Origin of the sequence: Alloalcanivorax sp. C16-2 (genome assembly GCF_046507615.1) — a bacterium.
Classification (GTDB): Bacteria; Pseudomonadota; Gammaproteobacteria; order Pseudomonadales; family Alcanivoracaceae; genus Alloalcanivorax; species Alloalcanivorax marinus_A.
Genome location: NZ_JBKFTL010000001.1, coordinates 994,939 through 1,019,429 on the forward strand (window position 1 = coordinate 994,939; position 24,491 = coordinate 1,019,429).

Sequence of the window (24,491 nt, forward strand, 5' to 3'; positions counted from 1 at the left end):
CTAGCCCCGTGGCAGCGCCACCCAGCTCAACACGCCCGCCTCTTCATCCCGCCATTGCGCGCTCACCACGGCACCCCGCCGCCACTGGTTGGACAAGTCGCATAGCAGCGCGATGCGATCCTCCGCCACCATCTCCGCGTCCTGAAAATAGAAGCGCACCCCGGTCAGTGGATAGAGCGTCTTGAACAGGCTTTCCTTGATGGAAAACACCCGGGTCAGGCGGCGGGCGAAGGCGTCATCATCCAGTTCGCTCAGCTCATGCCGTTCCCGAGGGGTGAGAATCTGGCCGGCCAGTCGACGGGCCCTGGCCGGTACCAGCCACTGTTCCCGGTCTAGACCCAGGCCCAGCCAGAGCCGGCCATCGCCGGTGAGCGCGGCGGCTTCGCCGTGGGAGTGGGTGATGGCGCCGACGGCACCGTCCGGCCAGCGCGGCGCCCGGTCGGCGCCGGGCGCGGGGATGGCGTCCTGACCCAGGGCCAGGGTCAGGCCGGCGCGGGCGCACACCCGGCCGGCCAGGTACTCGGCGCGGCGTTTGGCCACCGCCCGTTCCAGCCCCGGTGGCAGCGGCACGCCGGCCTGGTCGAAGGCGTCCTCGGTGAAGGCCTCGGGGCGGTAACCGCAGCGCGCCAGCACCAGGCCGGGGCCCCGGTCGAGGGTTCGCAGATCGTGCAGGCAGGCGGGCAGGGGGGCATCGGGCATGGCGCCTAGAATAGTGCCTGCAAGGCGGCCCGACCAGCGCCGGGCATTGCGTCCCGCACTCGGATAGTGCTAAACCCGGTGTTCGCATTCTTCACGCATTCCGCCATTGCACAAGGAGTCGACCATGCTTCGTCTGAATGTGATCATCGCCAGCACCCGCCCGGGCCGGGTGGGTTCCACGGTGGGTACCTGGTTTTATGAACTGGCCCGCCAGCACGGCAACTTCGATGCCCGCTGGGTGGACCTGGTGGATTTCAATCTGCCGGTGTTCGACGAGCCCTACCACCCCCGGCAGCAGAACTATCAGCATGAACACACCAAGCGTTGGGCCGCCAGCGTGGACGAGGCGGATGCCTACGTGTTCGTGGTTCCGGAATACAATTTCGGGCCTACGCCGGCGCTGCTCAACGCGCTCAATTACGTCTACCACGAGTGGAATTACAAGCCGGCGGCGTTCGTCAGTTACGGCGGCATTTCCGGCGGCATGCGCTCGGTGGAAGCCACCAAACCGACCCTCACTACCCTGAAGATGATGCCGCTGATCGAGCAGGTGGCGGTGCCCATGGTGCAGGAGCAACTTGAGAACGGCGCCTTCAAGGCCAAGGATATCCAGGAGAAATCCGCCATTGCCATGCTCGATGAGCTGGAGCGTTGGGCGGACGCGCTCAAACCGATGCGCGGCTGAAAACAATAAACAACATATGGGAGAGCTTGAATGAAACGCCGTACTTACCTGATCACCGGTGCCACCAAGGGTATTGGCCGCGCCACCGCCGAGCGGCTGGCCGCCGCCGGCCATGGCGTGGTGGGCATTGCCCGTCATGGGGACGATCCGGATTTCCCCGGTACCCTGGTCAGCGCCGATCTGGGGGATCGCGACCAGACCGACGCGGTGCTCAAGGACCTTACCGGTCGCTTCGACTTCGACGGCGTGGTCAACAACGTGGGCATGATCAAGCCCCAGGCCCTGGGTGAAATCGATCTGGATACCTTCGACGCGATCCACGCCCTGCATCTGCACCCGGCGATCCAGGCCAGCCAGGCGCTGCTGCCGGGCATGAAGGCGCGCGGCTGGGGCCGCATCGTCAATGTCTCCAGCCTGACCATTTTCGGCCTGCCCGGGCGCACCGCCTACGGTAGCGCCAAGGCCGCCATGGTCAACTTCACCCGCACCTGGGCCCTGGAGCTCGCGCCGACCGGGATCACCGTCAACGCCATCGCCCCGGGACCCATCGAGACCGAGCTGTTCCGCGCCAATAACCCGGAAGGCAGCGACCGGGAAGCCGCCTACTTGGCCATGGTGCCCATGGATCGCCTGGGTGAGCCCCGGGAAATCGCCGCCACCCTGGCCTTCATGCTGGGCGAGGACAGCGGCTATATGACCGGCCAGACGATCTGCGTGGATGGCGGCGCTTCCGTCGGGCGGGCCGCGTTTTGAGCGGGCGCTGGGAGGCGTTGCGTGCCCTTCTGAGCGCCTCGACGACGATCACCCCACCGGCCGATCTGGCGGCGTGGAGCCAGGGCTGGGAGGAGCTGGTCGCCGGCGATCACGGCCCGGTGGCGCTGGCCTTGCACGGCGGTTTTGCCGCCGACCGGGTGGGCTGGGCATTCGCCGCCGGCTACCAGGCCGCGCTGCGCCGGCTGCTGGCCAACTTCGGCCTGGCCCCCGACGCCGCCATTCGGTTGGCCCTGTGCGCCACCGAGGAAGGCGGTAACCGGCCCCGGGACATCGCCACCGCGCTGCGCGCGGACGGCGCCGGTTGGCGGCTGAACGGCGGGAAAAGCTGGATCACTCTGGGGCCGGTCTGTAGCGAACTGCTGGTGGTGGCACGGCTGGACCAGGGTGGCGAGCCGTCGGCGCCGCCGACGCTGAAAGTGGCACGAGTGCCGGCGGATGCCCCCGGGGTCCGGCTGCGCGACAAAGCCCCTCTGGCCTTCGTGCCGGAGATTCCTCACACCGCCGCCACCTTCGAAGCGGTGGCCCTGCCTGAAAACGCCCTGCTGGACGGGGATGGCTACGACACCGTGGTGAAACCGTTCCGCACCGTGGAGGACACCTTCATCGCCCTGGCCGTGCAAGCCTGGCTGCTCCGCGAGGCCCGCGCCCGGAACTGGCCGGCGGACTTCGCGGAAGCGCTGACCGCCAGCCTGGTGACCCTGGCCGCGCTCAGCGACCGGCCCGCCGATGACCCGGTGACGCATCTGGCCCTGGCCGGGGCCCTGGCCCGTACCCAGGCCCTGTATCAGGACGCGGACCGGCTGTGGGATGGTGAGGGCGACGAAGCCGCCGAACGCTGGCGCCGCGACCGGCCCTTGTTCCAGGTCGCCGGCAAGGCCCGTGCCCTGCGCGCCCAACGGGCCTGGGAACAACTGTAGCCGTTGTCGCAGGTGTTGTTGCAGGAGCGGCTTCAGCCGCGAAAGCGATATGCGGATCGCGGCGGGGGATGATCGCGGCTGAAGCCGCTCCTACAAACGGCGAAGCCGCCTCTCAGCGTACAGGGATGGCCTGAAGGAAACCGGCGCTTTGGTTGTCGGTGATTTCCACTACCCGGCTCTGCCGGTCCTGATGGACCGCCTGGCCGGGTGACACCGGCGGGTAGCCTTGCGCCGGCCAGCATCGACAGCGTCAGCAACCCGAGGAAAAGCGGTGGAAAAGGGGCGACCGGGATCAAGGCGAGTATCCATCCATGAACAGGCGCCCGTTATAACAGGCGAGCCCCCGGACCGGCCAGGAACCGCCGGGCAAACCGGTCATTGCCCGCGCCGCCACGCCGATGGATAGTCAGGGTTTTATCGTAATGAGGACCTGGTCATGAAATGCTATGCGATTGCGATGATCGACTTTACCGACTCGGGTTGGATCAAGGATTATGTCGCCCGGGTCACGCCTATGGTGGAACGGCTCGGCGGCCGTTACCTGGCGCGTACCAACCGGGTCGACCGGATTGAAGGGGAGGGTCCGCCGCCGGGGACCTTGTTGATTATCGAGTTTCCCTCCCGGCAGGTGGCGGAGGGTTTCTACCACAGCGAGGAATACGCCCCCTTTAAAGCGGCCCGGCAACGGGGATCGGTGGGGCCCTTCTTCCTGGTCGATGGTATCGACGGTTCCGCCGCCCCAGCCTGACCCGGCGTACCGGTTCCAGCATCTTTCTTTCCTGGCAGGGAGCGATCAATGACACGCTCACCAGAGCAAACCGCCGCGGCCCACCAGGAGTGCCGCCATGACATCCCGGTGCAGGTTGGCGAGGACCTGTGGCTGGTGGATGGCCCGGTGGTGGACTTCTACCGGCTCTCGTATCCCACCCGCTCGGTGATCGCGCGCCTGCCCGACGGCGGCCTCTGGGTCTGGTCGCCGGTCCCGCTGACCCCGGCCCTGCGTGCCTTCGTGGACGATCTTGGCCCGGTACGGTATCTGATCAGCCCCAACAAACTGCACCACCTCTACCTGGGCGAGTGGCAACAGGCCTGGCCGGACGCTGAACTCTGGGGGCCGCGTTCCACGCAGCGCAAAAGGACCGATCTCACCTTCACTGGTACCCTGGGCGACACCGCGCCACCGGCCTGGGCGGATGCCCTGGATCAAATCTGGCTGCGTGAAGCCTTGTTTCTTGATGAAGTGGTATTCTTCCACCGCCTGTCACGCACCGTGATCCTGGCGGACTTCAGTGAAGCGTTCAGTGACGATTTCCTGCGCCGCCACTGGAAGCCCTGGCAGCGTTGGATCGCGCGACTGTGGGGCATTACCGAACGGCCGGGCAAGGCGCCTCTGGAAGTGCGCCTGAGTACCCTGCGCCGCCGCCGCGCGCGGCAGCGGGTGCGCCGGATGCTTGCCTGGCAGCCGGAGAAGGTGATCATGGCCCACGGCGTCTGGCGTGCTGAAAACGGCACCGCCTTTCTGCGTCAGGTGTTCTCCTGGCTCGACGTTTAGCGGTCACCGACCACCGGGCAAGCCGCCCGTATTTCTTTTTTGTGTTTTATTTTCCGAGCCGCTTCATTGTTCGGCTCTTTGCTACAGGGAGTTTTTATGAGCCATGTTTCCAGCGTGATGGACGGTCTGCGACAAAGCAGTCCGGGACAAACCGAGTTCTACCAGGCGGTGGAGGAAGTGCTGGAGGTGCTTGCTCCAGTGCTGGATGCCGATCCCCGCTACCGGAGCGAGGGGGTGGTCGAGCGCTTGCTTGAACCGGAGCGCCAGATCCTGTTCCGCGTCGCCTGGGTGGATGACGCCGGCAACGTGCGGGTCAACAAAGGCTACCGCGTTCAGTTCAATTCCGCCCTCGGCCCTTACAAGGGCGGGCTGCGTTTTCACCCCAGCGTGAACAGCGGCATCATCAAGTTCCTCGGCTTCGAGCAGATCTTCAAGAACGCACTCACCGGCTTGCCCCTCGGTGGCGGCAAGGGCGGCGCGGACTTCGACCCCAAGGGCCGCAGCCAGGGCGAAGTGATGCGCTTTTGCCAGGCGTTCATGACCGCCCTGTACCGTCATATCGGCGCCACGGTGGACGTGCCCGCCGGTGACATCGGCGTCGGCCACCGCGAGATCGGTTACCTGTACGGCCAGTACCGGCGCCTCAGCGGCCGTTTTGAAGGGGTGCTCACCGGTAAATCCACCGGCTGGGGTGGCTCCCTCGGCCGCAAGGAAGCCACCGGCTACGGCTGTGTGTACTTCGCCGAGAACATGCTCGCCGAAAAAGGCGAAACCCTGGAAGGCAAACGCTGTCTGGTGTCCGGCGCCGGTAATGTGGCGCTCTACACCATGGAAAAACTGCTGGAGCTGGGCGCCCGGCCGATCACCTGCTCCGATTCCAGTGGCACCCTGATCCACACCGACGGGCTGGACGTGCCGCTGTTGAAGACCATCAAGGAGCGCGACCGGGCAGCGCTGCGGAGCTACCTCGATACCCACCACGACGCCACCTTTATCCCGGTCAGCGACTATGACGGCGGCCGCCTGCCGGTATGGCGCCAGGAAGGCGACCTGGCGTTCCCCTGCGCCACCCAGAACGAACTGCTCGGAGCGGACGCCGAAACCTTGCTGGCCAACGGTGTGTACTGCGTCTCCGAAGGCGCCAACATGCCCTGTACCCGCGACGCCGTGTCCCTGTTCCTGCGCGCCGGCATCAGCTACGGGCCGGGCAAGGCCGCCAACGCCGGCGGTGTCGCCGTCAGCCAGCTGGAAATGCAGCAAAATGCCGCCATGGCGCGCTGGTCCGCCGAGCAGGTGGACCGCACCCTGCGCACCATCATGAGCGACATCCACCGCCGCGCCAGCGAAACCGCCCTGGAATTCGGCGCGCCGGGCAATCTGGTGCTGGGCGCCAACATTGCCGGCTTCCGCCGTGTCGCCGATGCCATGATCGACCAGGGGGTGTTTTAACCGGCATTTCATCACGCCGGCTTGCTTTATATTTTTGTTGGGCTATGGTCGGACGTTGAGTTCATTCATGGTTCGAGGCACGCCGTGATTATTTGTCGGATTTATCTGATCACTCCCCCCACCTTTCTCCGCTAAGCCGGACGGGCTCGCCCGTCCGGCGTCTCATCGTTTTCCATATTGTTTATTTCCAATCAGGAGATGTGCTGATGGCGCCCCGGCGTGCGCGTTGGCGCCTGCCCGGCTTTTCCGAAAAGGCGCGCGGATATCTGTCCGTTCGCGAATGGTGGATGTTGTCCCCCCATTTGCTCGGCGGCTTGTTGGCAAGAATGGAAGAAAGGAAGCGTAAACGGGACCACTCGGCGATCGCCGACATCGGCACCAGGGTCTGGATCGTCGACCTGGACCACGGCGGCGAAATGGATTTCGTCCTGGTGAAACCCGGCCACGCCAAGCCCAATCACCGCTTCATATCGATCCTCTCGCCGTTCGGCGAGGCGCTCTTCGGCGCCCGCGTCGGCGACATGGTCCACCCCCGTTTTCTCGGCCACGAATACAGTGTGCTGATCACACGAGTAGAACCCTGCAAGGAGTCAAATCATGAGTAAGGAAAAAGAAAAGAAAAAAGCGAAAAGATCGCTGAAGGAAAAACGCCGCGATAAGAAAGAAAAGAAATAGCGAATTGCCCGGCGCGAGCGAAGCGAGTGGTGGGGTGAGGAGGACCGAAGCACAGCTTCGCAGCGGACGAACGCTGAAACAGGGATGTTTCGGCTGGGGTGATATGAGGCACACACGTGGCGCCAGGGACGGCGGCGCCGGCGTTTGATGAGGGATGAGTGGTGGGCCCACCAGGACTTGAACCTGGAACCAACGGATTATGAGTCCGCTGCTCTAACCAATTGAGCTATAGGCCCCCAAAAAAAATGGCCCGGGCGGCGATGCCGTCCGGGCCGGTAGTTATAAACCAGCTTACATGTCCGCGTCCAGGAAACTGCGGAGGTGTTCGCTGCGCGACGGGTGGCGCAGTTTGCGCAGGGCCTTGGCTTCGATCTGGCGGATACGCTCCCGGGTCACGTCGAACTGCTTGCCGACTTCTTCCAGGGTGTGGTCCGTGTTCATGTCGATGCCGAAGCGCATGCGCAGCACCTTGGCTTCCCGGGCGGTGAGGTTGGCCAGCACTTCCCGGGTGGCTTCTTCCAGGCCCAGGGAGGTGGCGGAGTCCACCGGGGAGTCCATGTTGCCGTCCTCGATGAAGTCGCCCAGGCTGGAATCCTCGTCGTCGCCGATCGGGGTTTCCATGGAGATCGGTTCCTTGGCGATCTTCAGTACCTTGCGCACCTTGTCTTCCGGCATTTCCAGCCGCACGCCCAGTTCTTCCGGGGTCGGTTCGCGGCCCATTTCCTGGAGCATCTGGCGCTGCACGCGGTTGATCTTGTTGATCGTCTCTATCATGTGCACCGGAATCCGGATGGTGCGGGCCTGGTCCGCGATGGAGCGGGTAATGGCCTGCCGGATCCACCAGGTGGCGTAGGTGGAGAACTTGTAACCGCGACGGTATTCGAACTTGTCCACGGCTTTCATCAGGCCGATGTTGCCTTCCTGGATCAGGTCCAGGAACTGCAGGCCGCGGTTGGTGTACTTCTTGGCGATGGAGATCACCAGGCGCAGGTTGGCCTCGACCATCTCTTTCTTGGCGCGGCGGGCCTTGGCTTCGCCGATGGAGATGCGGCGGTTGATTTCCTTGATGTCCGCCACCGGCAGGCCGACGATTTCTTCCAGCGTCAGGATCTTGCGCTGGTTGCGCTGGATGTCTTCCTTCATCAGGCCCAGCTTGCCGGCCACTTCCTTGGACTTCTTGCCCTTCAACTGGTTGTCGACCCAGTCCAGGTTGGTCTCGTTGCCCGGGAACACCTTGATGAAGTCGCGGCGCGGCATGCCGGCGCGGCGGATCGCCAGGGTCATGATCTGGCGTTCGAACTTGCGCACCGTGTCCAGGTGGTTGCGGGCCGCGTTGAGCAGCTCGTCATAGATGCGCGGCACCAGCTTGAACAGGGTGAAGTGATCGGCGAGGGCTTCCAGCGCCTTGGCGGTGCTGGCGTGGTCGCGACCGTTGCGCTTCAGGGAGCGCTCGGCCTTCTCGTAGCGCTTGCGCAGCTCGGCGAAGCGCTCCGCGGCCAGTACCGGGTCCAGGCCGCCTTCATCTTCCTCGTCGTCGTCGTCCTTGTCCTTATCCTTGTCCTCGTCGTCGTCTTCTTCGTCCTCTTCCTTCTTGGCGGCCTCGGCTTCCTCCTTCTTCTTCTGGCTGAAGCGGGGCTCCTTGTTGGCGGCGGTGGCGGCGGCGCCGTCGTCATTCGGGTCCAGATAGCCGGCGATCACGTCGGTGAGCTTGCGCTCCTCGTCGATGATGCGCTGGTATTCATCAAGGACCATTTCCACCGCGCCGGGCCAATAGGCCATGGCGTGCATCACTTCCCGGGTGCCTTCCTCGATGCGCTTGGCGATTTCGATTTCGCCTTCCCGGGTGAGCAACTCCACGGTGCCCATCTCGCGCATGTACATGCGCACCGGGTCGGTGGTGCGGCCGGGCTCATTCTCCACGGAGGCGAGCACGGCGGCGGCTTCCTCGGCGGCGATCTCGTCGGTGCTTTCCGCACTCTCGTCCATCATGATCTGATCGGCATCGGTGGCTTTCTCGACCACGGTGATGCCCATGTCATTGATCATCTGGATGATGTCTTCCACCTGATCCGTGTCAGTGATGGATTCGGGAAGGTGGTCGTTCACCTCGGCGTAGGTCAGGTAGCCCTGTTCCTTGCCCAGCGCGATCAAAAGCTTCAGCTGTGATTGCTGCTGTTTCTGAGACGTCATGCGAAAAGTCCGTAGGTTGACGAGGTGTCGTTGGGAAACGGCATATTATACGTGGATATGGGGGCTGGAGCCAGTTTGGTCAAGCCCCCGGGTCTTCACGCCAGGGTGGCCCGGGCCGGTCAGACGGGCCCTTGGCGGGCCCGGGAACGGGCCTGGGAGAGCGCCTGGATCAGCTCCCCGAGGCGGGATGCGTCAGGATTGGGGCGGCGCTGCTCTTCTTCAAGGGCCTGCTCCAGAGCGAGGATGCGCAGGTGCCCCAGGGCGTCTTCCCAGTAGCGGCGCGCCACGTCCGCGTCCATGGGCGGCTTGAGCGCCTCGCGCAGTAGCGCCGACAGGGATTCGCCATGGTCCAGGGCCATGGCGGCACCCAGCAGCGCGGCCGGCGAGCCGCCCTGGTCCCGGGCGGTGGCGGCCACCTGCTGCAGCAGGTCGCGCTGGTCCAGTTCCAGCTCCTCCAGGCCCTCTGGCAGGGGGTGTTCATCCAGCACCTGCGGGTGCGAGAGGAGCACCAGCACCAACCGCTCCACCAGGGTCAGGCCGGCGCCCCGGGAGCGCGGCGGACGCCGGCGTGGAGGTCGGGCCGGGGCGTTTCCCTCGGGGAAATCCGCCCAGTCTGGTGGCGGGCCCGGGTCGCCTTCCGGCGGTGGTGCGTCCCAGGGCCCGGGATCAGCGTCCCTGGGCGCCGGTTCGGGCCGTGCCGGCGGCGGTTCCGGAGCCGTCCGGCGCGGTTTGGGCAGGCTTTCGCGGAGTTTTTCCAGGGCGCCGCGTTCCAGCCGGGTGAGCCGCGCCAGTTCCTCTTCCAGCAGAGCCCGGTAGACCGGGCCGGCGGGTTTGTCGAGGAACGGCAGGGCGAGCCGGGCCAGGCGGGCGCGACCGTCCACGGTGTTCAGGTCCAGCCCTTCGGAGAGGTGCCGGAACAGATAGGTGGCCAGGGTGTCCGCTTTGTCAGTGAGCGCTAACAAAGCTTCCGGGCCCTGGGCGCGTACCAGCGTGTCCGGGTCCTCGCCTTCGGGCAGGAACAAAAAACGCGCCTGCTTGCCGTCGTCCAGCACCGGCAGGGCGGATTCCAGGGCCCGCCAGGCGGCGCGCCGGCCGGCGTTGTCGCCGTCGAAGCAGAACACCACCTCGTTAACCTGCCGGAACAGGGTGTGGCAGTGGTCCTCGCTGGTGGCGGTGCCCAGGGTGGCCACCGCGTTGGGCACGCCATGCTGGGCCAGGGCGATCACGTCCATGTAGCCTTCCACCACGTACAGGCGGTCGGTCTTGTCCCGGCTCTGGCGCCACTCCCACAGGCCGTACAGTTCCTTGCCCTTGTGGAACACCGGAGTTTCCGGGCTGTTCAGGTATTTGGGCTTGCCGTCGCCGAGTACCCGGCCGCCGAAGCCGATGGTGCGGCCACGGCCATCGCGGATCGGGAACTGGATGCGGTCGCGGAATTTGTCGTAGGTGCGGCCGCTGTCTTCCTTGCGCACCAGCAGGCCGGCGGTGAGGGCCTGTTCGATGCCCTCGTTGTCCAGGCTCAGGCCCTGGCTCAGATTGTCGTAGCCCGGTGGCGCGAAGCCGAGCCCGTAGCGGGCGGCGATCTGGCCGGTGAGGCCGCGACCCTTGAGGTAGCTCACCGCCTTCTGGCGCTCCGGGGCGTGCTTGAGCTGCTGGCGGTAGAAGCGTTCCGCCCGGGCCAGCAGGTCATAGAGGGTCTGCAGCCGGTCGCGGCGGGCCTTTTCCTTGCGGGCGTCGCCGCCCCCCTCGCGGGGCACTTCCATGCCGGCCCGGGTGGCCAGCTGTTCCACTGCCTCCGGGAAGCTGAGGTGGTCGTACTCCATCAGGAAGCCGACCGCGTTGCCGGAGGCGCCGCAGCCGAAGCAGTAGTAGAACTGCTTGTCCGGAGCCACGGTGAAAGAAGGCGTCTTTTCCTGATGGAAGGGGCAGCAGGCCGAATAGTTGCGGCCGGTCTTTTTCAGGGGCACGCGGGAATCGATCAGCGCCACCAGATCGGTGCGCGCCAGAAGATCCTGGATGAAGTGTTCGGGAATGCGGCCGGCCATGGAAGGGAATCTTCCTCGCAGTGACGCGCCGGATCAAGCAATGGCGCGGGCCAGCGATGATCCTAGGCTAGACGTTGTTTGACCTTGCCGCTGACGGCGCCGATGTCGGCGCGGCCCTGCAACCGCGGCTTGAGCACGCCCATCACCTTGCCCATGTCCTGCATGCCGGAGGCACCGGTCTGGGCGATGGCCTGCTCGATCAGAGCCTGGATTTCCGTCTCGTCAAGCTGGGCGGGCAGGAATTCCTGGAGCACCGCGATTTCCGCTTCTTCCACCTCGGCCAGATCGGCCCGGTTGGCGTCGCGGTACTGGCTGGCGGCATCCTTGCGCTGCTTGATCTGCTTGTCGAGCAGCGCCAGAACGCGCGCGTCGTCCAGCTCAATACGTTCATCCACCTCGACCTGCTTGATCGCGGCGGTGGCCATGCGAAGCGTTCCCAGGCGCGCTTTATCCCTGGCGCGCATGGCGTCCTTCACGGCGGCGTTGAGTTGGTCCTGGAGCGCGCTCATGACGAAACCGGAAACGCCGGGCGGGGCCCGGCGTTGTCCTTAGTACAGACGCTTACGCGCCAGCTGCTCGCGCTGCAGCTTTTTCAGGTGACGCTTTACAGCGGCGGCCCGCTTGCGCTTACGCTCCTGGGTGGGCTTCTCGTAGTTCTCGCGACGACGGACTTCGGAGAGCACACCGGCTTTTTCGCAGGAACGCTTGAAACGGCGCAGGGCCACGTCGAAGGGTTCGCCTTCTTTCACTTTCACCTGAGGCATGAAGTATCACCTACCTTGAATATTGAATATTGCGGTTAATTGGGGCTGTCGGGGCTCAGGTGTCCCTGGGGCGGCAATGGGCCACCCAGACAGCGAGGCGCGAATTCTACCTGAGCCCGGAGAAAATGCAAAGCATGGCCCTTGGCGGTATCATGCGCGTCCCGGTCGGGCATCGCGCCCGCGCCGGCGAAACGGGAGCAAAAATGCGCGTATTGGGCATCGAATCCAGCTGCGACGAGACCGGCGTCGCCCTCTATGACACGGAGCGCGGCCTGCTCGGCCAGGCGCTGTTCAGTCAGATCGACATGCACGCCGCCTATGGGGGCGTGGTGCCGGAACTGGCCAGCCGCGATCATGTGCGCCGCGTGCTGCCGCTGATCCGCCAGGTGCTCAGCGAGGCCGGCTGCGGGCCGGAGCAGGTGGACGGTGTCGCCTTCACCGCCGGCCCGGGCCTGGCCGGGGCCCTGCTGGTGGGGGCTGGCGTGGGCCGCTCCCTGGCCTACGGCTGGGGCGTGCCGGCGGTGCCGGTGCACCATATGGAAGGCCACCTGCTGGCGCCGTTGCTGGAGGAAGCGCCGCGGCCCGGAGAAGAGCGCCCCGATTTCCCGTTCGTGGCACTGCTGGTCAGCGGCGGCCACTCCCTGCTGCTGGAAGCCCGCGCCCTGGGCGACTATCGGCCCCTGGGCGAGTCCGTTGACGACGCCGCTGGCGAAGCCTTCGATAAGGTCGCCAAGATGATGGGGCTGGGGTATCCGGGCGGGCCGCGCATCGCCGCCCTGGCGGAGAAGGGCGAGGCGGGCAGGTTCCGCTTTCCCCGGCCGATGACCGACCGCCCCGGCCTGGACATGAGCTTCTCCGGCCTGAAGACCTTCACCCTTAATACCATCAATGATCTGGGTGGCGCCGACGCCCTGTCCGACCAGGACCGGGCGGACATCGCCCTGGCGTTCCAGGACGCGGCGGTGGATACCCTGGTGATCAAGTGCCGGCGGGCCATGGAGCAGACCGGCGGCGAGCGGCTGGTGGTGGCCGGTGGCGTCAGCGCCAACCGTTCGTTGCGGGAAAAGCTGGACGCGGCCATGGCCAAACGGGGCGTGCGGGTGTTCTACCCGGGGCTGGCCTACTGCACCGACAATGGCGCCATGATCGCCTACGCCGGAGCCCTGCGGTTGGCCGCCGGGGAGCACAGCGGCCTGCCCATCGCCGTACGCCCGCGCTGGCCGCTGGCGGAGCTGAACCCGCTGAGCGCCTGATCGCGGGCTTTCATCGCGACTGAAGCGGAGTGCCGCCCAGTCGCTCCTACAAGGTCCGTTGTAGGAGCGACTTCAGTCGCGATCAGCCACTACCGCTTACCGCGAAACCCCAGTTCCTCGCCGCTGAGCAGCTTGGCCAGGTTGGTGCGGTGGCGGAAGATCATGATGGCGGTGAGCGCCACCATCGGCCAGAACGCCGCCGGCAGCCAGAACCACAGGCTGATGGGCGCGGCCACGAAGGCGCTCAGCGATGCCACCGAGGAAATCCGCGTCAGCGCGAACACCAGCAGCCAGACCGCGCCGGCCACCAGGCCGCTGGGCCAGTGCAGTGGGAACAGCAGCCCGAAGGCGGTGGCCACGCCCTTGCCGCCACGGAACTGGAAGAACACCGGGAACAGATGACCCAGGAAGGCGCAGAAGCCGACCAGGGCGGCGGCGAAGGCGTTCATGCCCAGGCCGTAGGCCAGCGCCACCGGGAGGGTGCCCTTGAGCACGTCGCCCAGCAGGGTGAGGGCGGCGGCGGGTTTGCCGCCGATGCGCAGCACATTGGTGGCGCCCGGGTTACTGGAGCCCTCGGTGCGCGGGTCCGGGTAGCCGAACAGCCGGCACACCAGAATGGCGCTGGAAATCGATCCCAGCAGGTAGGCGGCCGCGCACAAAGGCAGCAGCCAGACTCCACTTTCCTGTAATGCTAAGGTGTCCACCGGCTATAATCCCGTTCTCAGAATCGTCGGCATTATCAAGGACCAGCATGGACATCGTCTATATCAGCGACCTCAAGGTGGACACGGTGATCGGCATCTACGACTGGGAGCGCCGTATCCGACAGACCGTGAGCCTGGATCTGGAAATGGCGGCGGACATCCGCCGCGCCGCCGCCAGCGATCACATCGATGATGCCTTGAACTACAAGGCCATCGGCAAGCGCATCATCCAATACATCGAGGAGAGCGACTTCCAGCTGGTGGAGACCCTGGCGGAGCGGGTGGCGCAACTGGTGCTGGAGGAGTTCGGCGTGTCCTGGCTGAAGCTTCGCTTGAGCAAGCCCGGTGCCCTGCGCGGTTCCCGGGACGTGGGCGTGATCATCGAGCGCGGGGAGCGTGCCTGATGGCAAGGGTGTATTTAAGCCTCGGCTCCAATATCGACCGCGATCACAATATCCGCTCTGGCCTGGACCGGCTGGCCGCGGAGTTCGGTGACCTCGATCTCAGCCCGGTGTACGAAAGCGAAGCGGTGGGCTTCAGTGGCGACGCCTTCTACAACCTGGTGGCGGCCCTGGATACCGACCTGCCGGTGGGCGAACTGGCCAACCGGCTGCGCGACATTGAACGGGCCCACGGCCGGGTGCGCGGCGAAAAGAAATTCTCCAGCCGCACCCTGGACATCGATATCCTTACCTATGGCGACCTTACCGGCGAGGTGGAAGGCGTCAAACTGCCCCGGGGCGAGATCCTCAAGCACGCCTTCGTGCTGCGCCCGCTCGCCGATCTCGCTCCCTCCGCCGAGCACCCGGTGCTCAAGCGCGGCTACGCGGCGCTGCTCGACGAATACCGCTTCCCCGAACAGCGCCTGTGGCAGGTGCCTTTTCTCTGGCCCTGATTGCTAGAAAATGAAGTTGCCCTGGGACCACTCCAGAAAACCCTCGCAATCATAGGTGTCGGTGACACCATTCACGGTCACCTGGAGGGTCTCGTTGTCGATGATGGACAGGTTCAACGAGGTACCTTCGTCGCCTTCCATGGTCAGATCTCCCCGATCTGGGCACTCGATCATTTCATCGTGTGAATGGTAGAGCGGCACATGGGTGGTCAGGGTGACGCTGCCCTGAAGCGGGCTGCTAAAACTCAGTTGCCCTTCCATGGTCAGCGATTCGGGCCCGCGGCCGCCCTCTTCGATCTCAAGGCCGAACCCGTTGAACGTCCAGCTCGAATCGACTTGCCACGGGTTCTGGCTGCCACCTTGCCGGGACGTGAACTCCAGGCTGCCGTTGAAATCACGGATACTGGCGATCGCCATGCCGTAGCTCGACGGTGAGATATGCACGGCGCCGTCCGCTTGAAGTGTCTCTTCCCAATACGGGTCGGGGCGAAGGGTATGTAGCGCGTAATCTTCCATGGTCATGGTGAACGGCGATACATCCTGTTCGTTCTCGAACGCGAACCGGACGTGGCCATCCGCCCAGGTGGTCTCGCCGTAGTATTGCTCGACGGCGCAGTTGTCGAACCGCGCCTGGTCGGGGCGGTTGCCGGTCATGGCGCCATCCACGGTGCCCTCGGGATCGTTCAGGCAGGTTTCCTGGCTCGCGCCCATGCCCGCGTACATGACCAGATACAAAAGTGCATCGGGCAGAACGCGGGGTGTATCCAGCGCCAGTCGTAACGCCTCGGCGGCGTTCTCGTCGCTGAGCACCAGGGAATTGGGCGTCTCCGACCCTGGTTCCTCCGCGCTGCTCGAGGAGGATTCATTACAGGCGCACAGCAGCGCTCCCGTGGCGAGCAAGGCCGCCACGGCCGGATGTTTTCGAGTGAACATTTTTAGCCCCCAATGGAGAGAACGGGCCCGGCCCGCCGCCCGTTTCCATCGGGCGGTCGGATCCGAGCCCGGTTAGTGGATCAGTCTTCGATGAATGCCAGGTATTCGTCGCAGGTGCGTTCCGGTTGCGCCACGCCGTTCACCGACACCACGATGTGGTCCTCGCCGTTGAAGGTGACGCTGGTGTAGCTGCCGTCCTCGGCGGTCAGGGTGAGGGTGCCGGCGGTCGCGCAGGAGGAGCCGGAGGGGCGACGCAGCCCAGTGTCGCCGGTGTCGACGGTCAGATAGGTGTCACCGTCCGGTAGGGAAAGGCGGCCGCTCATGATCTGGATGATGTCGGTGCCACTTACCGAGCTTTCAACCACGAAATCCTTGAAGCTCATCGCCACGTTCTGATTGTCGGAAGGAAACTCGCGGATGAACCGGTAGTCGCCGTTGGCCGTATAGCTGGGCGGTGAGGACGGGCCGTTCGGGAACTCCATGGTGCCGTCGAATCTGACCTGTTGGTTATCATCGCCGAGCACGGTTTCCTCGGAGAAGTCGTCCATGATCAGGCCTGTCAGAGTGCCGCCCGCGTCATATTCAAACGTCACCACACCGTCGGTCAGAGATGAGAAACCGGGCCCGAAATCCTCGCTGCAGGCGTTGTAGGTGATCCGTGATACGCGGTTTTCGGCGTCGGTTTCCACCTGGACGTCACCACTGCTGAAGCAGGGTCCGGGGATCGCGTTATTGGCCAGCGCCGGGCCGTAGTTAATGATCTTCGGCGCAGCGAAATAACTGGCCGTGGATTGGTCGAGCGCGGTGGGCGCGCTGTCTTCGGACACCGTCGATTCCGGTGCGTGGTAGCTGTCTTCTTCACAGGCGGCAAGAAGCAGGCAGGCAGAGAAAGTAGCGACCATGCATAACGGTGTCGCCCGACGTGAAGTGTAAGAATAAAGTCTCATTTTCGGATGTCCCCCGGCAATTTTTTCTTAAAAATAATGGAAAATTTGCAATAAAATTTTTTGGGAGACTATCCGCATGATGAGCAAAAAGGAAATGAATTTTTCCGGCGTGGCGGGATTCAGTGGGCGATTACCAGCACGTTCATCGGATCGGTGAGATCAAGCAGTTGACCGCAGTTGATCAGGTCGCCGTCGCCATTGGTGGTCAGCACCGCTTCATTGGCGTTAGGAATGGTCAGACGGATGTAGCCGCCGTCGGCGCCGGTCACGGTGAGGTCGCCGGAGTCCGGGCAGGCCGCCATGGAGGTGGAAAGCGGGGCGTCGGTGTACACGTCCACGAATCCCCGGGCCTGTCCGTCGCCGAACAGGGTCAGCCGTCCGCTGGCACCCATGCCCATGCCGCCGGTCATCGGGTTCACGGAGAAAGGTATCGCGAAGTCCTGTAACCGCCACCGCCAATGGTTGAGGGCGATGTCGTCTTCCAGGTAGTCGAAGTCCAGTGTCAGGTCGGCGTCGCTGATACTGGCGAAGGGCAGGCCGGTGACCGGATCCGGCGTCATTCGCAGCGCGCCGTCGAGACGGGTTCGGTTGCCATACAGGGTGCCTTGTCGTGTTTCGCGCAGGTGGGAGGTAAACCCGGATGCCTGGATGCGGAAGGGGGAGCCCGGGGTGTCGTCCTCATAGTCGATGGCCAGTTCGCCATCCAGCGTCAGGGTGGTGTCGGGGCCCAGGGAGGTCAGGCAATCGCGGTATTCGATGGCGGTGATCCGCTGGTCGCCACCGGCCTGCCGATCCCGCCGCAGCGTGCCGTCATTTTCGCAGGAGGTTACCGGCAGCGCGAAGGTGTGGAGATTCAGGTCGTAGGTCACGTTCAATGTCATCAGCGTGGTGATGAACATCACTTCGCCCAACAGACCATCGCCGTTGTGTTCGTCGATGGTCAGGGCGGTGGGGGTGGTGGCTGGCGGTGATGCTTCGCCGCGACGATGATCGTGGTCACCGCCACAGGCGGCCAGTGAAAGAGCAAGCACGGGCAGTGCCCGGCGCAGCAGCGTTGAAGGCATGGAGGTTCCCCCTGAGGTGTCGTTATTGTGATGCTTGAGTCTGCCAGGGGGAGGCGGGGGGTGGCTTTCACCGGTGTCCCGGGAGGTTGTGCGGTTTGTCCCGCAGCGCCGGCTCAGGCGCCGGCCAGGGTGAGCGAGCGGCCGCCGTCCACGGCCAGGATCTGGCCGGTCACATAGGGCGCGTCGAGGGCCAGCCAGGCCACGGTGCTGGCGATGTCATCCGGGTCGCCGGCGCGCTTCAGCGCGGTGGCGCCAAGAATGGCGGCCTGATCCTCGCCGCCTTGCTCCGGCCACAGAATGGGGCCGGGGGAGACGCCGTTGACGCGTACCGCCGGGCCAAGCTCCCGGGCCAGGCTTTTGGTCATCATCGCCAGGCCGGCCTTGGCCATGCAGTAGAGAGGGTGGGCCGCCAGGGGCTTTTCCGCGTAGACATCGACGATGTTGACGATGGCGCCGCCACCGTCGCGGGCCAGGGCCTCGGCGAGCCCCTGGCTGAGCAGGAAGGGCGCGCGCAGGTTGCTGTGCATGAGTGCGTCCCAGTCGTCGTCGCCGGCATCCGCCAGCGGCGTGGGATAGAAACTGGACGCGTTGTTGACCAGCAGGTCCATGCCGCCAAAATGGTCAAGGGCGCGTGCCGCCAGGTCGCGTACCGCGTCCGGGTCGTTCAGGTCGGCGCGCAAGGTGGCGGCGCTGTCCGGGCGCAGGCCGTTGAGGCGATCGGCCAGTGCCACGGCGTCCGCTTCACTGTGCCGGTAATGAATCAGTACCCGGCAACCGCGTTCGTGGAGGGTGTGCGCGATGCGCGCGCCGATGCGGCGAGCTCCGCCGGTGACCAGGGCTATTGGCGCCATTGCTGGGTGAACTCCCGTTTGTATTCCCGGATGGCCTTGATGCGTTTTTCTTCCAGGGCGCGGCCCAGGGCGGGGCCGGCCAGGCCGGCTTCGCGCAGGGCGGTGGCGTCCACCTGGCGTACCGCCTCGGCCGCGCCATTGAGAAATTCGCCCTGCGGGAAGGGGGCCTTGGGGTCGGCGGCGCAGGTGCGCGCGTCGGCCTCGCAGGCGCTCAGGAAAAACTTCAGCCGCCGGGGGCGGCGAAGCACGTCCAGACTGTGAAGCAGCTCCCAGATGTCCACCGCGCGCAGATTGAAAACGCGATGCGCGCGCCGTTGCCAGCGGGCCATGGTGACACCGGCGTCGGCCATTTCCCTGGGCACCTTGAGTCGCTCCGCGAACTCCCGTGCCAGCACTTCGCTGCGCCGTTCGTGGCCACGGTGTTCGGGCCAGCCGTCCGGCGGTGTTTCCGCCTTGCCAAGATCATGACAGAGCAGGGCGAAGCGGCACGTCAAGGGCAGCTTCTGACGGGCGGCCTGGGCCAGACAGCGGTATTGATGGGTGAGCACGTCCACGGTGGGGTGGTGGTCCGGGCATTGCGGCACGCCGTCCAGGTTGGCCAGCTCCGGGAACAATTCACCCAGGGCACCGCAGTCGTGCAGGGTTTGCAGGAACACCTGGGGAGAGCGTTCCATGAGCGCGCGGCTGGTTTCCTTCCAGACCCTTTCGGCGGGCAGATGCCTGAGCTCGTCGCTGAGCACGATGTCGCCCATCAGTTCCTCGGTTTCCTCCGCCACCCGGAACCCCAGCCAGCGGTAGCGGGCGGCGAAGCGGGCCACACGCAGCACGCGTAACGGGTCCTCGGCGAAGGCCGGGGAGACATGGCGCAATATCCGGGCTTTGAGATCGTGGCGGCCGTTGAAGGGGTCGATGACCTCGCCGTCGGCGGTGCGCGCCATGGCGTTAATGGTCAGATCGCGGCGGATCAGGTCCTGTTCCAGGGAGATGGACGGATCAGCATGAAAGGTGAAGCCGCCGTGGCCGTGGCCGCTTTTGCGTTCGGTGCGCGCCAGCGCGTATTCCTCGCCGGTCTGCGGATGCAGAAAAACGGGAAAATCCTTGCCGACCGGGCGAAAGCCCTGATCGATGAGTTGTTGCGGGGTGGCGCCCACCACCACCCAGTCTCGTTCCTTGACCGGAAGGCCGAGCAGTTCGTCTCGAACCGCGCCGCCTACAAGATAGATATCCATTTGTTGTCACCAACCCTTTAACGCAGAATGGTCGCACGTCTGTTTTTATTCGCAAGCCAACGCGGTTGAGCCGCGTTTTTTTTGACCGACGCATTTTCCCCGGGTGCCCGGCCTGGGACAACCCCGCCCCTTTTTTTGTGAAGGAATGCCATGAACACCCTGGCTGCCTATTTGATCGTGATCGCCGTGTGGGCGACCACGCCCCTGGGTATTAAATGGAGCGGTGAGGCGTTGCCGGCATTCGCCGCCGCCGGTTCGCGCATGGCGCTGGCGGCGGCGCTGGGCTTGCTCTGGTTGTTGGCGCGCGGGCAGGGGCTGCCGCTCCACCGGCGCGCCCTGACCAGCTACGGTGCCGCCTTGCCGGGCATTTTCGGTGCCATGGGCTGTAGCTATATGGCGGCCCGGGATTTGCCCTCCGGGCTGATTTCCGTGGTGTTCGGCATGGCGCCTTTGATTTCCGGGGTGATGATGCAGTGGCTGCCCGGCGGGCAGCGGTTCAACGGCTGGCACTGGGGGGCCTGTCTGCTGGGGTTGGCCGGGCTGGCACTGGTATTTGGCGACAGCCTGGGGACGCTGTGGGGTGGCGTCGAGGTGGTGGACCGGCGTGGCCGTGGCATGCTGTGGATTCTCTCGGCGGTCACGCTGTTCGCGTTGTCCGGCATCGTGGTGCAGCGCGTGGGGGCCGGTCTCGCGCCCATGCAGCAGACCGTGGGCGGGCTGTTGTTGTCGTTGCCGTTGTATGGCGCGGCGTTGCTGGCCACTGGCCAGGGCGTGGCGTGGAGCGGGGACGTGCGCGGTCTGGGCGCGATCGTCTATCTGGCGGTATTCGGTTCCCTGGTGGGCTTTTATTGTTATTTCCTGGTACTGACCCGGCTGCCGGCGGCCACGGTGGCCCTGGTGACGCTGATCACGCCGGTGCTGGCGCTGTCGCTGGGCGCGTTGCTTAACGATGAGCAGCTCGGGCCACGGGTTCTGGCCGGCGCGGCGGTGATCGTGGCGGCGCTGGGATTTTACCTGTTCGGCGACCGGCGGGTGCGGCGTCAGGTCGTTTCCGCCACTGTTGGTGACGGATAAGATCATTGTCCTTGCCCGGGCGCCTGGGTAGGGTCGGCCAATCACCTTGGGAGAGAGATCGCCATGAAAACACGTCTTACCGAATTGCTGGGTACCCGTTATCCGATTATCCAGGGCGGCATGCAGAACGTGGGCTACGCGGAGCTGGCCTCCGCGGTGTCCAACGCCGGTGCCCTGGGTATCATCACCGGGCTGACCCAGCCGACGCCGGAGGATCTGGCTCGTGAGATCGCCCGTTGCCAGGAGATGACCGACCAGCCGTTCGGCGTCAACCTGACCCTGCTGCCGACCATCAAACCGGTGCCCTACGAGGAATACGCCCGGGCCATCGTCGAGTCCGGCGTCAAGATCGTGGAAACCGCCGGGCGCAGCCCGGAGCCGTTCATGGCGCTGTTCAACGAGCACGGCGTCAAGGTGATCCATAAATGCACCTCCGTGCGCCACTCGCTGAAGGCCCAGAGCCTGGGCTGCGCGGCGGTATCCGTGGATGGCTTCGAGTGCGCCGGCCACCCCGGCGAGGACGACGTCACCAACCTGGTGCTGCTGCCCGCCGCCGCCAAGGTGCTGGACATCCCCATGGTGGCCTCCGGTGGCATCGGTACCGGCGCGCAGATGGCCGCCTGTCTGGCCCTGGGCGCCGATGGCATCAACATGGGCACCCGCTTCATGGCCACCAAGGAAGCGCCCATCCACGACAACATCAAGCGCGCCATCGTCGAGGGCTCCGAGCGGGATACCACGCTGGTCTACCGCCCCCTGCGCAACACCGCCCGGGTGTACAAGAACAAGGTCGCCGAGCGGGTCAACGAGATCGAGCGCGAGGCCGGCAAGGACATGAAGTTCGAGCTGATCAGCGACATGGTGGCCGGCGCCAAGGGCAAGGTGGCGCTCACCGAGGGCGACGTGGATTACGGCATCTGGACCAGCGGCATGGTGCAGGGGCTGATCGACGCGATTCCATCCTGCGAGGAACTGGTGGCGTCGATCATCGACGAATGCACCAGCACCATTCGCCAGCGGCTGGTGAACCTGCTCGATTGAACCCGTTCGCGGCTAAGGCCGTTCCTGCGAATCCTGTGCAGGAGCGGCTTCAGCCGCGATCCGCCGTGAATACCACCAGGTGCTCCAGATCCAGGCGCACCGTCACCCCGGTGCCTTCCTCATGGGCATGGTGGCTGGGGGCCAGGCAGGGTAGCCGCTGGCCGTTGTCCAGCTCCAGGGTGTAGAGCATGCGAGCGCCCCGGAATACCCGCTCCACCACCCGCGCCCGGCGCGGCCCGGCATCGTCGATCACCAGATCGTCCGGGCGCAGCAGCACCTCCACCGCGTCGCCCGGGGACGTGCCGTCCGGTAGCTCCCCGCCCAGATCACCCAGGGCCGTCTCCACCCGTCGAGGTCCGCTGACGCGACCGGGAATCAGCACGCCGCCGCCGATGAAATCCGCCACGAAGCGGTGTTCCGGCCGGTGATAGACCCGGTACGGCGTGTCCCACTGCAGAAGGTGGCCGTCGTGCATTACCCCCACCAGATCCGCCAGGGCGAAGGCTTCGTTCTGGTCATGGGTGACGAACAGCGCGGTAATGCCTTCGCGCCGCAGGATGTGCCGCACATCCCGGCTGATCTGTTCACGCAGCTCCGCGTCCAGAGCGGAAAAAGGCTCATCGAGCAGCAGCAGTCGGGGCCGGGGCGCCAGCGCCCGGGCCAGGGCGATGCGTTGTTGCTGGCCGCCGGAGAGCTGGTGCGGGTAGCGCCGTCCCAGGCCGGGCAGGCCCACCAGGGCGAGCAGTTCCCGCACCCGCCGCTGCCGTTGCGCCGCCGGCCACTGATGCAGCCCGAAGGCGATGTTGGCGGCCACATCCAGGTGCGGGAACAGGGCAATGTCCTGGAACACCATGCCCACCCGGCGCGCCTCCGGCGCCACCCAGTGGCCGTCGCCGGCCACCGTGTCGCCGTGCAGGGCAACGCGCCCGCGGGACGGTGACAGAAAGCCGGCGATCAGCCTGAGCAGCGATGTCTTGCCGCACCCGGAGGGGCCGATCAGGCAGCCGATATGGCCTTCCTCCAGGGTCAGGCTCACCGCCTCCAGCACCGGCTGGTGGTGGAAGCTCAGGGACAGATCATCGAGGGTCAGCATGGCTTTCTTCCGCATGGCTCTCCATGGACAGGCGGGCGCCGCCCGGCGCGCCGTGGCCGGCGGGACGCATGGAACGGGTCAGCAGCAGCACCGGCGCCACCCCGGCGAGCAGGATCGCCAGCGCCGGCAGGGCGGCGTCCGCGAGCCGCTCGTCGGAGGCCAGCTCGAAGGCGCGCACCGCCAGGGTATTGGTATTGAAGGGTCTGAGTACCAGCGCCGCCGGCAGTTCCTTGAGGGTATCGACGAACACCAGCAGGGCGCTGGTGGCCAGGGGCACGCGCAGCAGCGGCAGATGCACATGGCGCAGCAGGCCCGGTGGCCGCCGGCCCAGGGAGCGGGCGGCGCTGTCCAGGTTGGGCGACAGCGCCTGCAGGCCGGCGTCCAGGCCCTGCACCGGGATGGTCAGGAAGCGCACCGTGCAGGCGAAGATCACCGCGAACAGGGTGCCGGAGAACAGCAGGCCCGGCCGTGGCAGGCCCACGGCGGCGAGCGCGCCGTTAAGGCCCCGGTCCAGACCGGCCAGCACGATCACCACGCCCACCGCCAATACCGTGCCCGGCACCGCGTAGCCGAAGCCGGCCAGCCGTGCCGCCAGCCGCCGTGGGCGGTCGGCGTGCAGTCTTCGCGCCCAGACCAGCAGCAGGCCCAGAGCGGTGGCCGCCGCCGCCGTGCAGGCGGCGATCAGCAGGCTGGTGCCGAGCAGACGCAGGAACTCCGGTGCCAGCAGGCCGCGCCAGCGCGGCAGGCTCCAGGCCGCCAGTTGGATCACCGGTAGCAGGAAGCCGAACACCACCGGCAGCCACAGCAGAGCCGCCAGGAGCAGCCCCCGGCCCCGGGACAGCACTCGGGGTGGCGCCGGCGGACTTTCGGCGCCAGCGATGCGGCGCTGCTGGCGGGCACGCCGCTCCACCCACAGCAGGGCGACCATGGCCAGCAGCAGGACACCGGCCAGCTGCGCCGCCGCCAGGCGGTCACCCAGGCCGAACCAGGTGCGGTAGATGCCGGTGCTCAGGGTGGGCACGCCGAAGTAGGCCACGGTGCCGTAGTCGGCCAGGGTTTCCATTAGCACCAGGGCCAGACCAGCGACGATGGCGGGCCGCGCCAGCGGCAGGGCGACCCGGAAGAAACGGCGACAGGGACCGGCGCCCAGGGTGCGTGCCACTTCCTGGGCCAGGGCGGCCTGGCCGACGAAGGCGGCGCGCGCCATCAGGTACACATAGGGGTAGAGCACCAGGGTGAACATGGCCACCGCCCCGGTCGGGCCGCGAATGTCCGGCAGCGGCAAGGACAGGGCCCGTTGCAGGGCGCCCTCGCTGGCCAGCAGGCCGGTCCAGGTGTAGGCGATCAGATAGGCGGGGCAGGCCAGGGGCAGCAGCAGGGCCCACTCCAGCACCCCGTGGCCGGGAAAGCGCAGGCGCGCCACCGCCCAGGCGGCGCCCACGCCGATCACCAGGGTGCCCAGGCCGGTGCCGGCGGCCAGCAGCAGTGACAGCCGGGCGTAGTCCGGCAGAACGGTGGCGCGCAAATGGGCCCAGTTGGGGGAAGCGCCGGCCAGCCAGCTGCCGGCCACCACCAGTACCGGGGCGGCCAGCGCCAGGGCCAGGCTCAGCAGCAGCCAGGAGCGCGCCCGGGCACGCCTGGAGGAACCGGGAGGCAA

At 66.0% G+C, this 24,491-nt stretch carries 25 protein-coding genes and 1 tRNA gene; 12 read left to right on the top strand and 14 right to left on the bottom strand.

Going from position 1 to position 24,491, the window contains the following annotated elements:
* Positions 1 to 699 (bottom strand): 4'-phosphopantetheinyl transferase, encoded by a 699-nt coding sequence (locus ACLD02_RS04710; RefSeq protein WP_203102843.1) that lies wholly within the window; start codon positions 697 to 699, stop codon positions 1 to 3.
* Positions 700 to 823: 124 nt separating this feature from the next.
* Between ACLD02_RS04710 and ACLD02_RS04715 the strand changes: the two genes are divergently transcribed.
* The 7 genes from ACLD02_RS04715 to ACLD02_RS04745 all read left to right on the top strand — a co-directional run bounded on the left by ACLD02_RS04715 (position 824) and on the right by ACLD02_RS04745 (position 6,681).
* Positions 824 to 1,384, top strand: a complete 561-nt coding sequence (locus ACLD02_RS04715) for an NADPH-dependent FMN reductase (protein WP_410298061.1) — start codon at positions 824 to 826, stop codon at positions 1,382 to 1,384.
* Positions 1,385 to 1,414: 30 nt separating this feature from the next.
* Positions 1,415 to 2,137, top strand: a complete 723-nt coding sequence (locus tag ACLD02_RS04720; protein WP_203102833.1) for an SDR family oxidoreductase — start codon at positions 1,415 to 1,417, stop codon at positions 2,135 to 2,137.
* A complete protein-coding gene (locus ACLD02_RS04725; RefSeq protein WP_410298062.1) occupies positions 2,134 to 3,075 on the top strand; it encodes an acyl-CoA dehydrogenase family protein in 942 nt (313 codons plus the stop codon). The genes ACLD02_RS04720 and ACLD02_RS04725 overlap by 4 nt, the downstream gene beginning before the upstream one ends.
* Positions 3,076 to 3,511: 436 nt before the next feature.
* The gene (locus ACLD02_RS04730) at positions 3,512 to 3,823 is read left to right on the top strand and encodes a DUF1330 domain-containing protein (protein WP_203102826.1); all 312 of its coding nucleotides are present in this window, start codon (positions 3,512 to 3,514) and stop codon (positions 3,821 to 3,823) included.
* Positions 3,824 to 3,871: 48 nt separating this feature from the next.
* Positions 3,872 to 4,627, top strand: coding sequence for a DUF4336 domain-containing protein (locus ACLD02_RS04735; protein WP_410298063.1), 756 nt, complete (start codon positions 3,872 to 3,874; stop codon positions 4,625 to 4,627).
* Between the two features lie 96 nt (positions 4,628 to 4,723).
* The gene (gdhA, locus tag ACLD02_RS04740) at positions 4,724 to 6,076 is read left to right on the top strand and encodes an NADP-specific glutamate dehydrogenase (protein WP_410298064.1); all 1,353 of its coding nucleotides are present in this window, start codon (positions 4,724 to 4,726) and stop codon (positions 6,074 to 6,076) included.
* A 206-nt stretch (positions 6,077 to 6,282) separates the two neighbouring features.
* Positions 6,283 to 6,681, top strand: coding sequence for a GreA/GreB family elongation factor (locus ACLD02_RS04745; RefSeq protein ID WP_410298065.1), 399 nt, complete (start codon positions 6,283 to 6,285; stop codon positions 6,679 to 6,681).
* Positions 6,682 to 6,910: 229 nt separating this feature from the next.
* On the opposite strand, the gene ACLD02_RS04750 is transcribed toward ACLD02_RS04745, so the two are convergent.
* The 5 genes from ACLD02_RS04750 to rpsU form a co-directional block, all read right to left on the bottom strand.
* Positions 6,911 to 6,987 (bottom strand) — tRNA-Ile (locus ACLD02_RS04750).
* A 55-nt stretch (positions 6,988 to 7,042) separates the two neighbouring features.
* On the bottom strand, positions 7,043 to 8,941 hold the full coding sequence (rpoD, locus tag ACLD02_RS04755; protein ID WP_203102795.1) for an RNA polymerase sigma factor RpoD: 1,899 nt from the start codon (positions 8,939 to 8,941) through the stop codon (positions 7,043 to 7,045).
* A 119-nt stretch (positions 8,942 to 9,060) separates the two neighbouring features.
* Positions 9,061 to 10,986, bottom strand: a complete 1,926-nt coding sequence (dnaG, locus tag ACLD02_RS04760) for a DNA primase (protein ID WP_410298066.1) — start codon at positions 10,984 to 10,986, stop codon at positions 9,061 to 9,063.
* A 62-nt stretch (positions 10,987 to 11,048) separates the two neighbouring features.
* Positions 11,049 to 11,495 (bottom strand): GatB/YqeY domain-containing protein, encoded by a 447-nt coding sequence (locus ACLD02_RS04765; protein ID WP_410298067.1) that lies wholly within the window; start codon positions 11,493 to 11,495, stop codon positions 11,049 to 11,051.
* A 39-nt stretch (positions 11,496 to 11,534) separates the two neighbouring features.
* Positions 11,535 to 11,750 carry a 30S ribosomal protein S21 gene (rpsU, locus tag ACLD02_RS04770; RefSeq protein ID WP_014993329.1) on the bottom strand — a complete coding sequence of 72 codons (216 nt, stop codon included), beginning with the start codon at positions 11,748 to 11,750 and terminating at the stop codon, positions 11,535 to 11,537.
* Between the two features lie 203 nt (positions 11,751 to 11,953).
* On the opposite strand from rpsU, the gene tsaD reads away from it, so the two are divergent.
* Positions 11,954 to 13,003, top strand: coding sequence for a tRNA (adenosine(37)-N6)-threonylcarbamoyltransferase complex transferase subunit TsaD (gene tsaD, locus ACLD02_RS04775; RefSeq protein WP_410298068.1), 1,050 nt, complete (start codon positions 11,954 to 11,956; stop codon positions 13,001 to 13,003).
* A gap of 89 nt (positions 13,004 to 13,092) precedes the next feature.
* On the opposite strand, the gene plsY is transcribed toward tsaD, so the two are convergent.
* Entirely contained in the window at positions 13,093 to 13,707 is a 615-nt protein-coding gene (gene plsY / locus ACLD02_RS04780) for a glycerol-3-phosphate 1-O-acyltransferase PlsY (RefSeq protein ID WP_410298069.1), read from the bottom strand.
* A 47-nt stretch (positions 13,708 to 13,754) separates the two neighbouring features.
* Between plsY and folB the strand changes: the two genes are divergently transcribed.
* Together folB and folK are read left to right on the top strand one after the other, a co-directional pair.
* Positions 13,755 to 14,111: a dihydroneopterin aldolase gene (gene folB, locus ACLD02_RS04785; RefSeq protein ID WP_203102778.1), complete on the top strand. Its 357-nt coding sequence runs from the start codon at positions 13,755 to 13,757 to the stop codon at positions 14,109 to 14,111.
* Positions 14,111 to 14,602, top strand: a complete 492-nt coding sequence (gene folK / locus ACLD02_RS04790) for a 2-amino-4-hydroxy-6-hydroxymethyldihydropteridine diphosphokinase (RefSeq protein ID WP_203102776.1) — start codon at positions 14,111 to 14,113, stop codon at positions 14,600 to 14,602. The genes folB and folK overlap by 1 nt, the downstream gene beginning before the upstream one ends.
* A 3-nt stretch (positions 14,603 to 14,605) precedes the next feature.
* On the opposite strand, the gene ACLD02_RS04795 is transcribed toward folK, so the two are convergent.
* The 5 genes from ACLD02_RS04795 to ACLD02_RS04815 all read right to left on the bottom strand — a co-directional run bounded on the left by ACLD02_RS04795 (position 14,606) and on the right by ACLD02_RS04815 (position 19,626).
* Positions 14,606 to 15,535, bottom strand: a complete 930-nt coding sequence (locus ACLD02_RS04795; RefSeq protein ID WP_410298070.1) for a hypothetical protein — start codon at positions 15,533 to 15,535, stop codon at positions 14,606 to 14,608.
* An 80-nt stretch (positions 15,536 to 15,615) separates the two neighbouring features.
* Positions 15,616 to 16,362 (bottom strand): hypothetical protein, encoded by a 747-nt coding sequence (locus ACLD02_RS04800; RefSeq protein WP_203102772.1) that lies wholly within the window; start codon positions 16,360 to 16,362, stop codon positions 15,616 to 15,618.
* A gap of 239 nt (positions 16,363 to 16,601) precedes the next feature.
* Positions 16,602 to 17,546, bottom strand: a complete 945-nt coding sequence (locus ACLD02_RS04805; RefSeq protein ID WP_203102770.1) for a hypothetical protein — start codon at positions 17,544 to 17,546, stop codon at positions 16,602 to 16,604.
* Positions 17,547 to 17,659: 113 nt separating this feature from the next.
* Positions 17,660 to 18,397, bottom strand: coding sequence for a pteridine reductase (locus ACLD02_RS04810; protein WP_410298071.1), 738 nt, complete (start codon positions 18,395 to 18,397; stop codon positions 17,660 to 17,662).
* On the bottom strand, positions 18,385 to 19,626 hold the full coding sequence (locus ACLD02_RS04815) for a multifunctional CCA addition/repair protein (protein ID WP_203102766.1): 1,242 nt from the start codon (positions 19,624 to 19,626) through the stop codon (positions 18,385 to 18,387). Before ACLD02_RS04815 ends, ACLD02_RS04810 begins: the two co-directional genes overlap by 13 nt.
* A 150-nt stretch (positions 19,627 to 19,776) precedes the next feature.
* Here ACLD02_RS04815 and ACLD02_RS04820 point away from each other — a divergent pair, with 150 nt between their 5' ends.
* Positions 19,777 to 20,700 (top strand): DMT family transporter, encoded by a 924-nt coding sequence (locus tag ACLD02_RS04820; RefSeq protein ID WP_410298072.1) that lies wholly within the window; start codon positions 19,777 to 19,779, stop codon positions 20,698 to 20,700.
* Positions 20,701 to 20,763: 63 nt separating this feature from the next.
* Positions 20,764 to 21,741 carry an NAD(P)H-dependent flavin oxidoreductase gene (locus ACLD02_RS04825; RefSeq protein WP_203102757.1) on the top strand — a complete coding sequence of 326 codons (978 nt, stop codon included), beginning with the start codon at positions 20,764 to 20,766 and terminating at the stop codon, positions 21,739 to 21,741.
* A gap of 49 nt (positions 21,742 to 21,790) precedes the next feature.
* Here the strand turns inward: ACLD02_RS04825 and ACLD02_RS04830 are convergent, their stop codons facing one another.
* Together ACLD02_RS04830 and ACLD02_RS04835 are read right to left on the bottom strand one after the other, a co-directional pair.
* Entirely contained in the window at positions 21,791 to 22,849 is a 1,059-nt protein-coding gene (locus ACLD02_RS04830; protein WP_203102755.1) for an ABC transporter ATP-binding protein, read from the bottom strand.
* A complete protein-coding gene (locus tag ACLD02_RS04835; protein ID WP_410298073.1) occupies positions 22,818 to 24,491 on the bottom strand; it encodes an ABC transporter permease in 1,674 nt (557 codons plus the stop codon). The genes ACLD02_RS04830 and ACLD02_RS04835 overlap by 32 nt, the downstream gene beginning before the upstream one ends.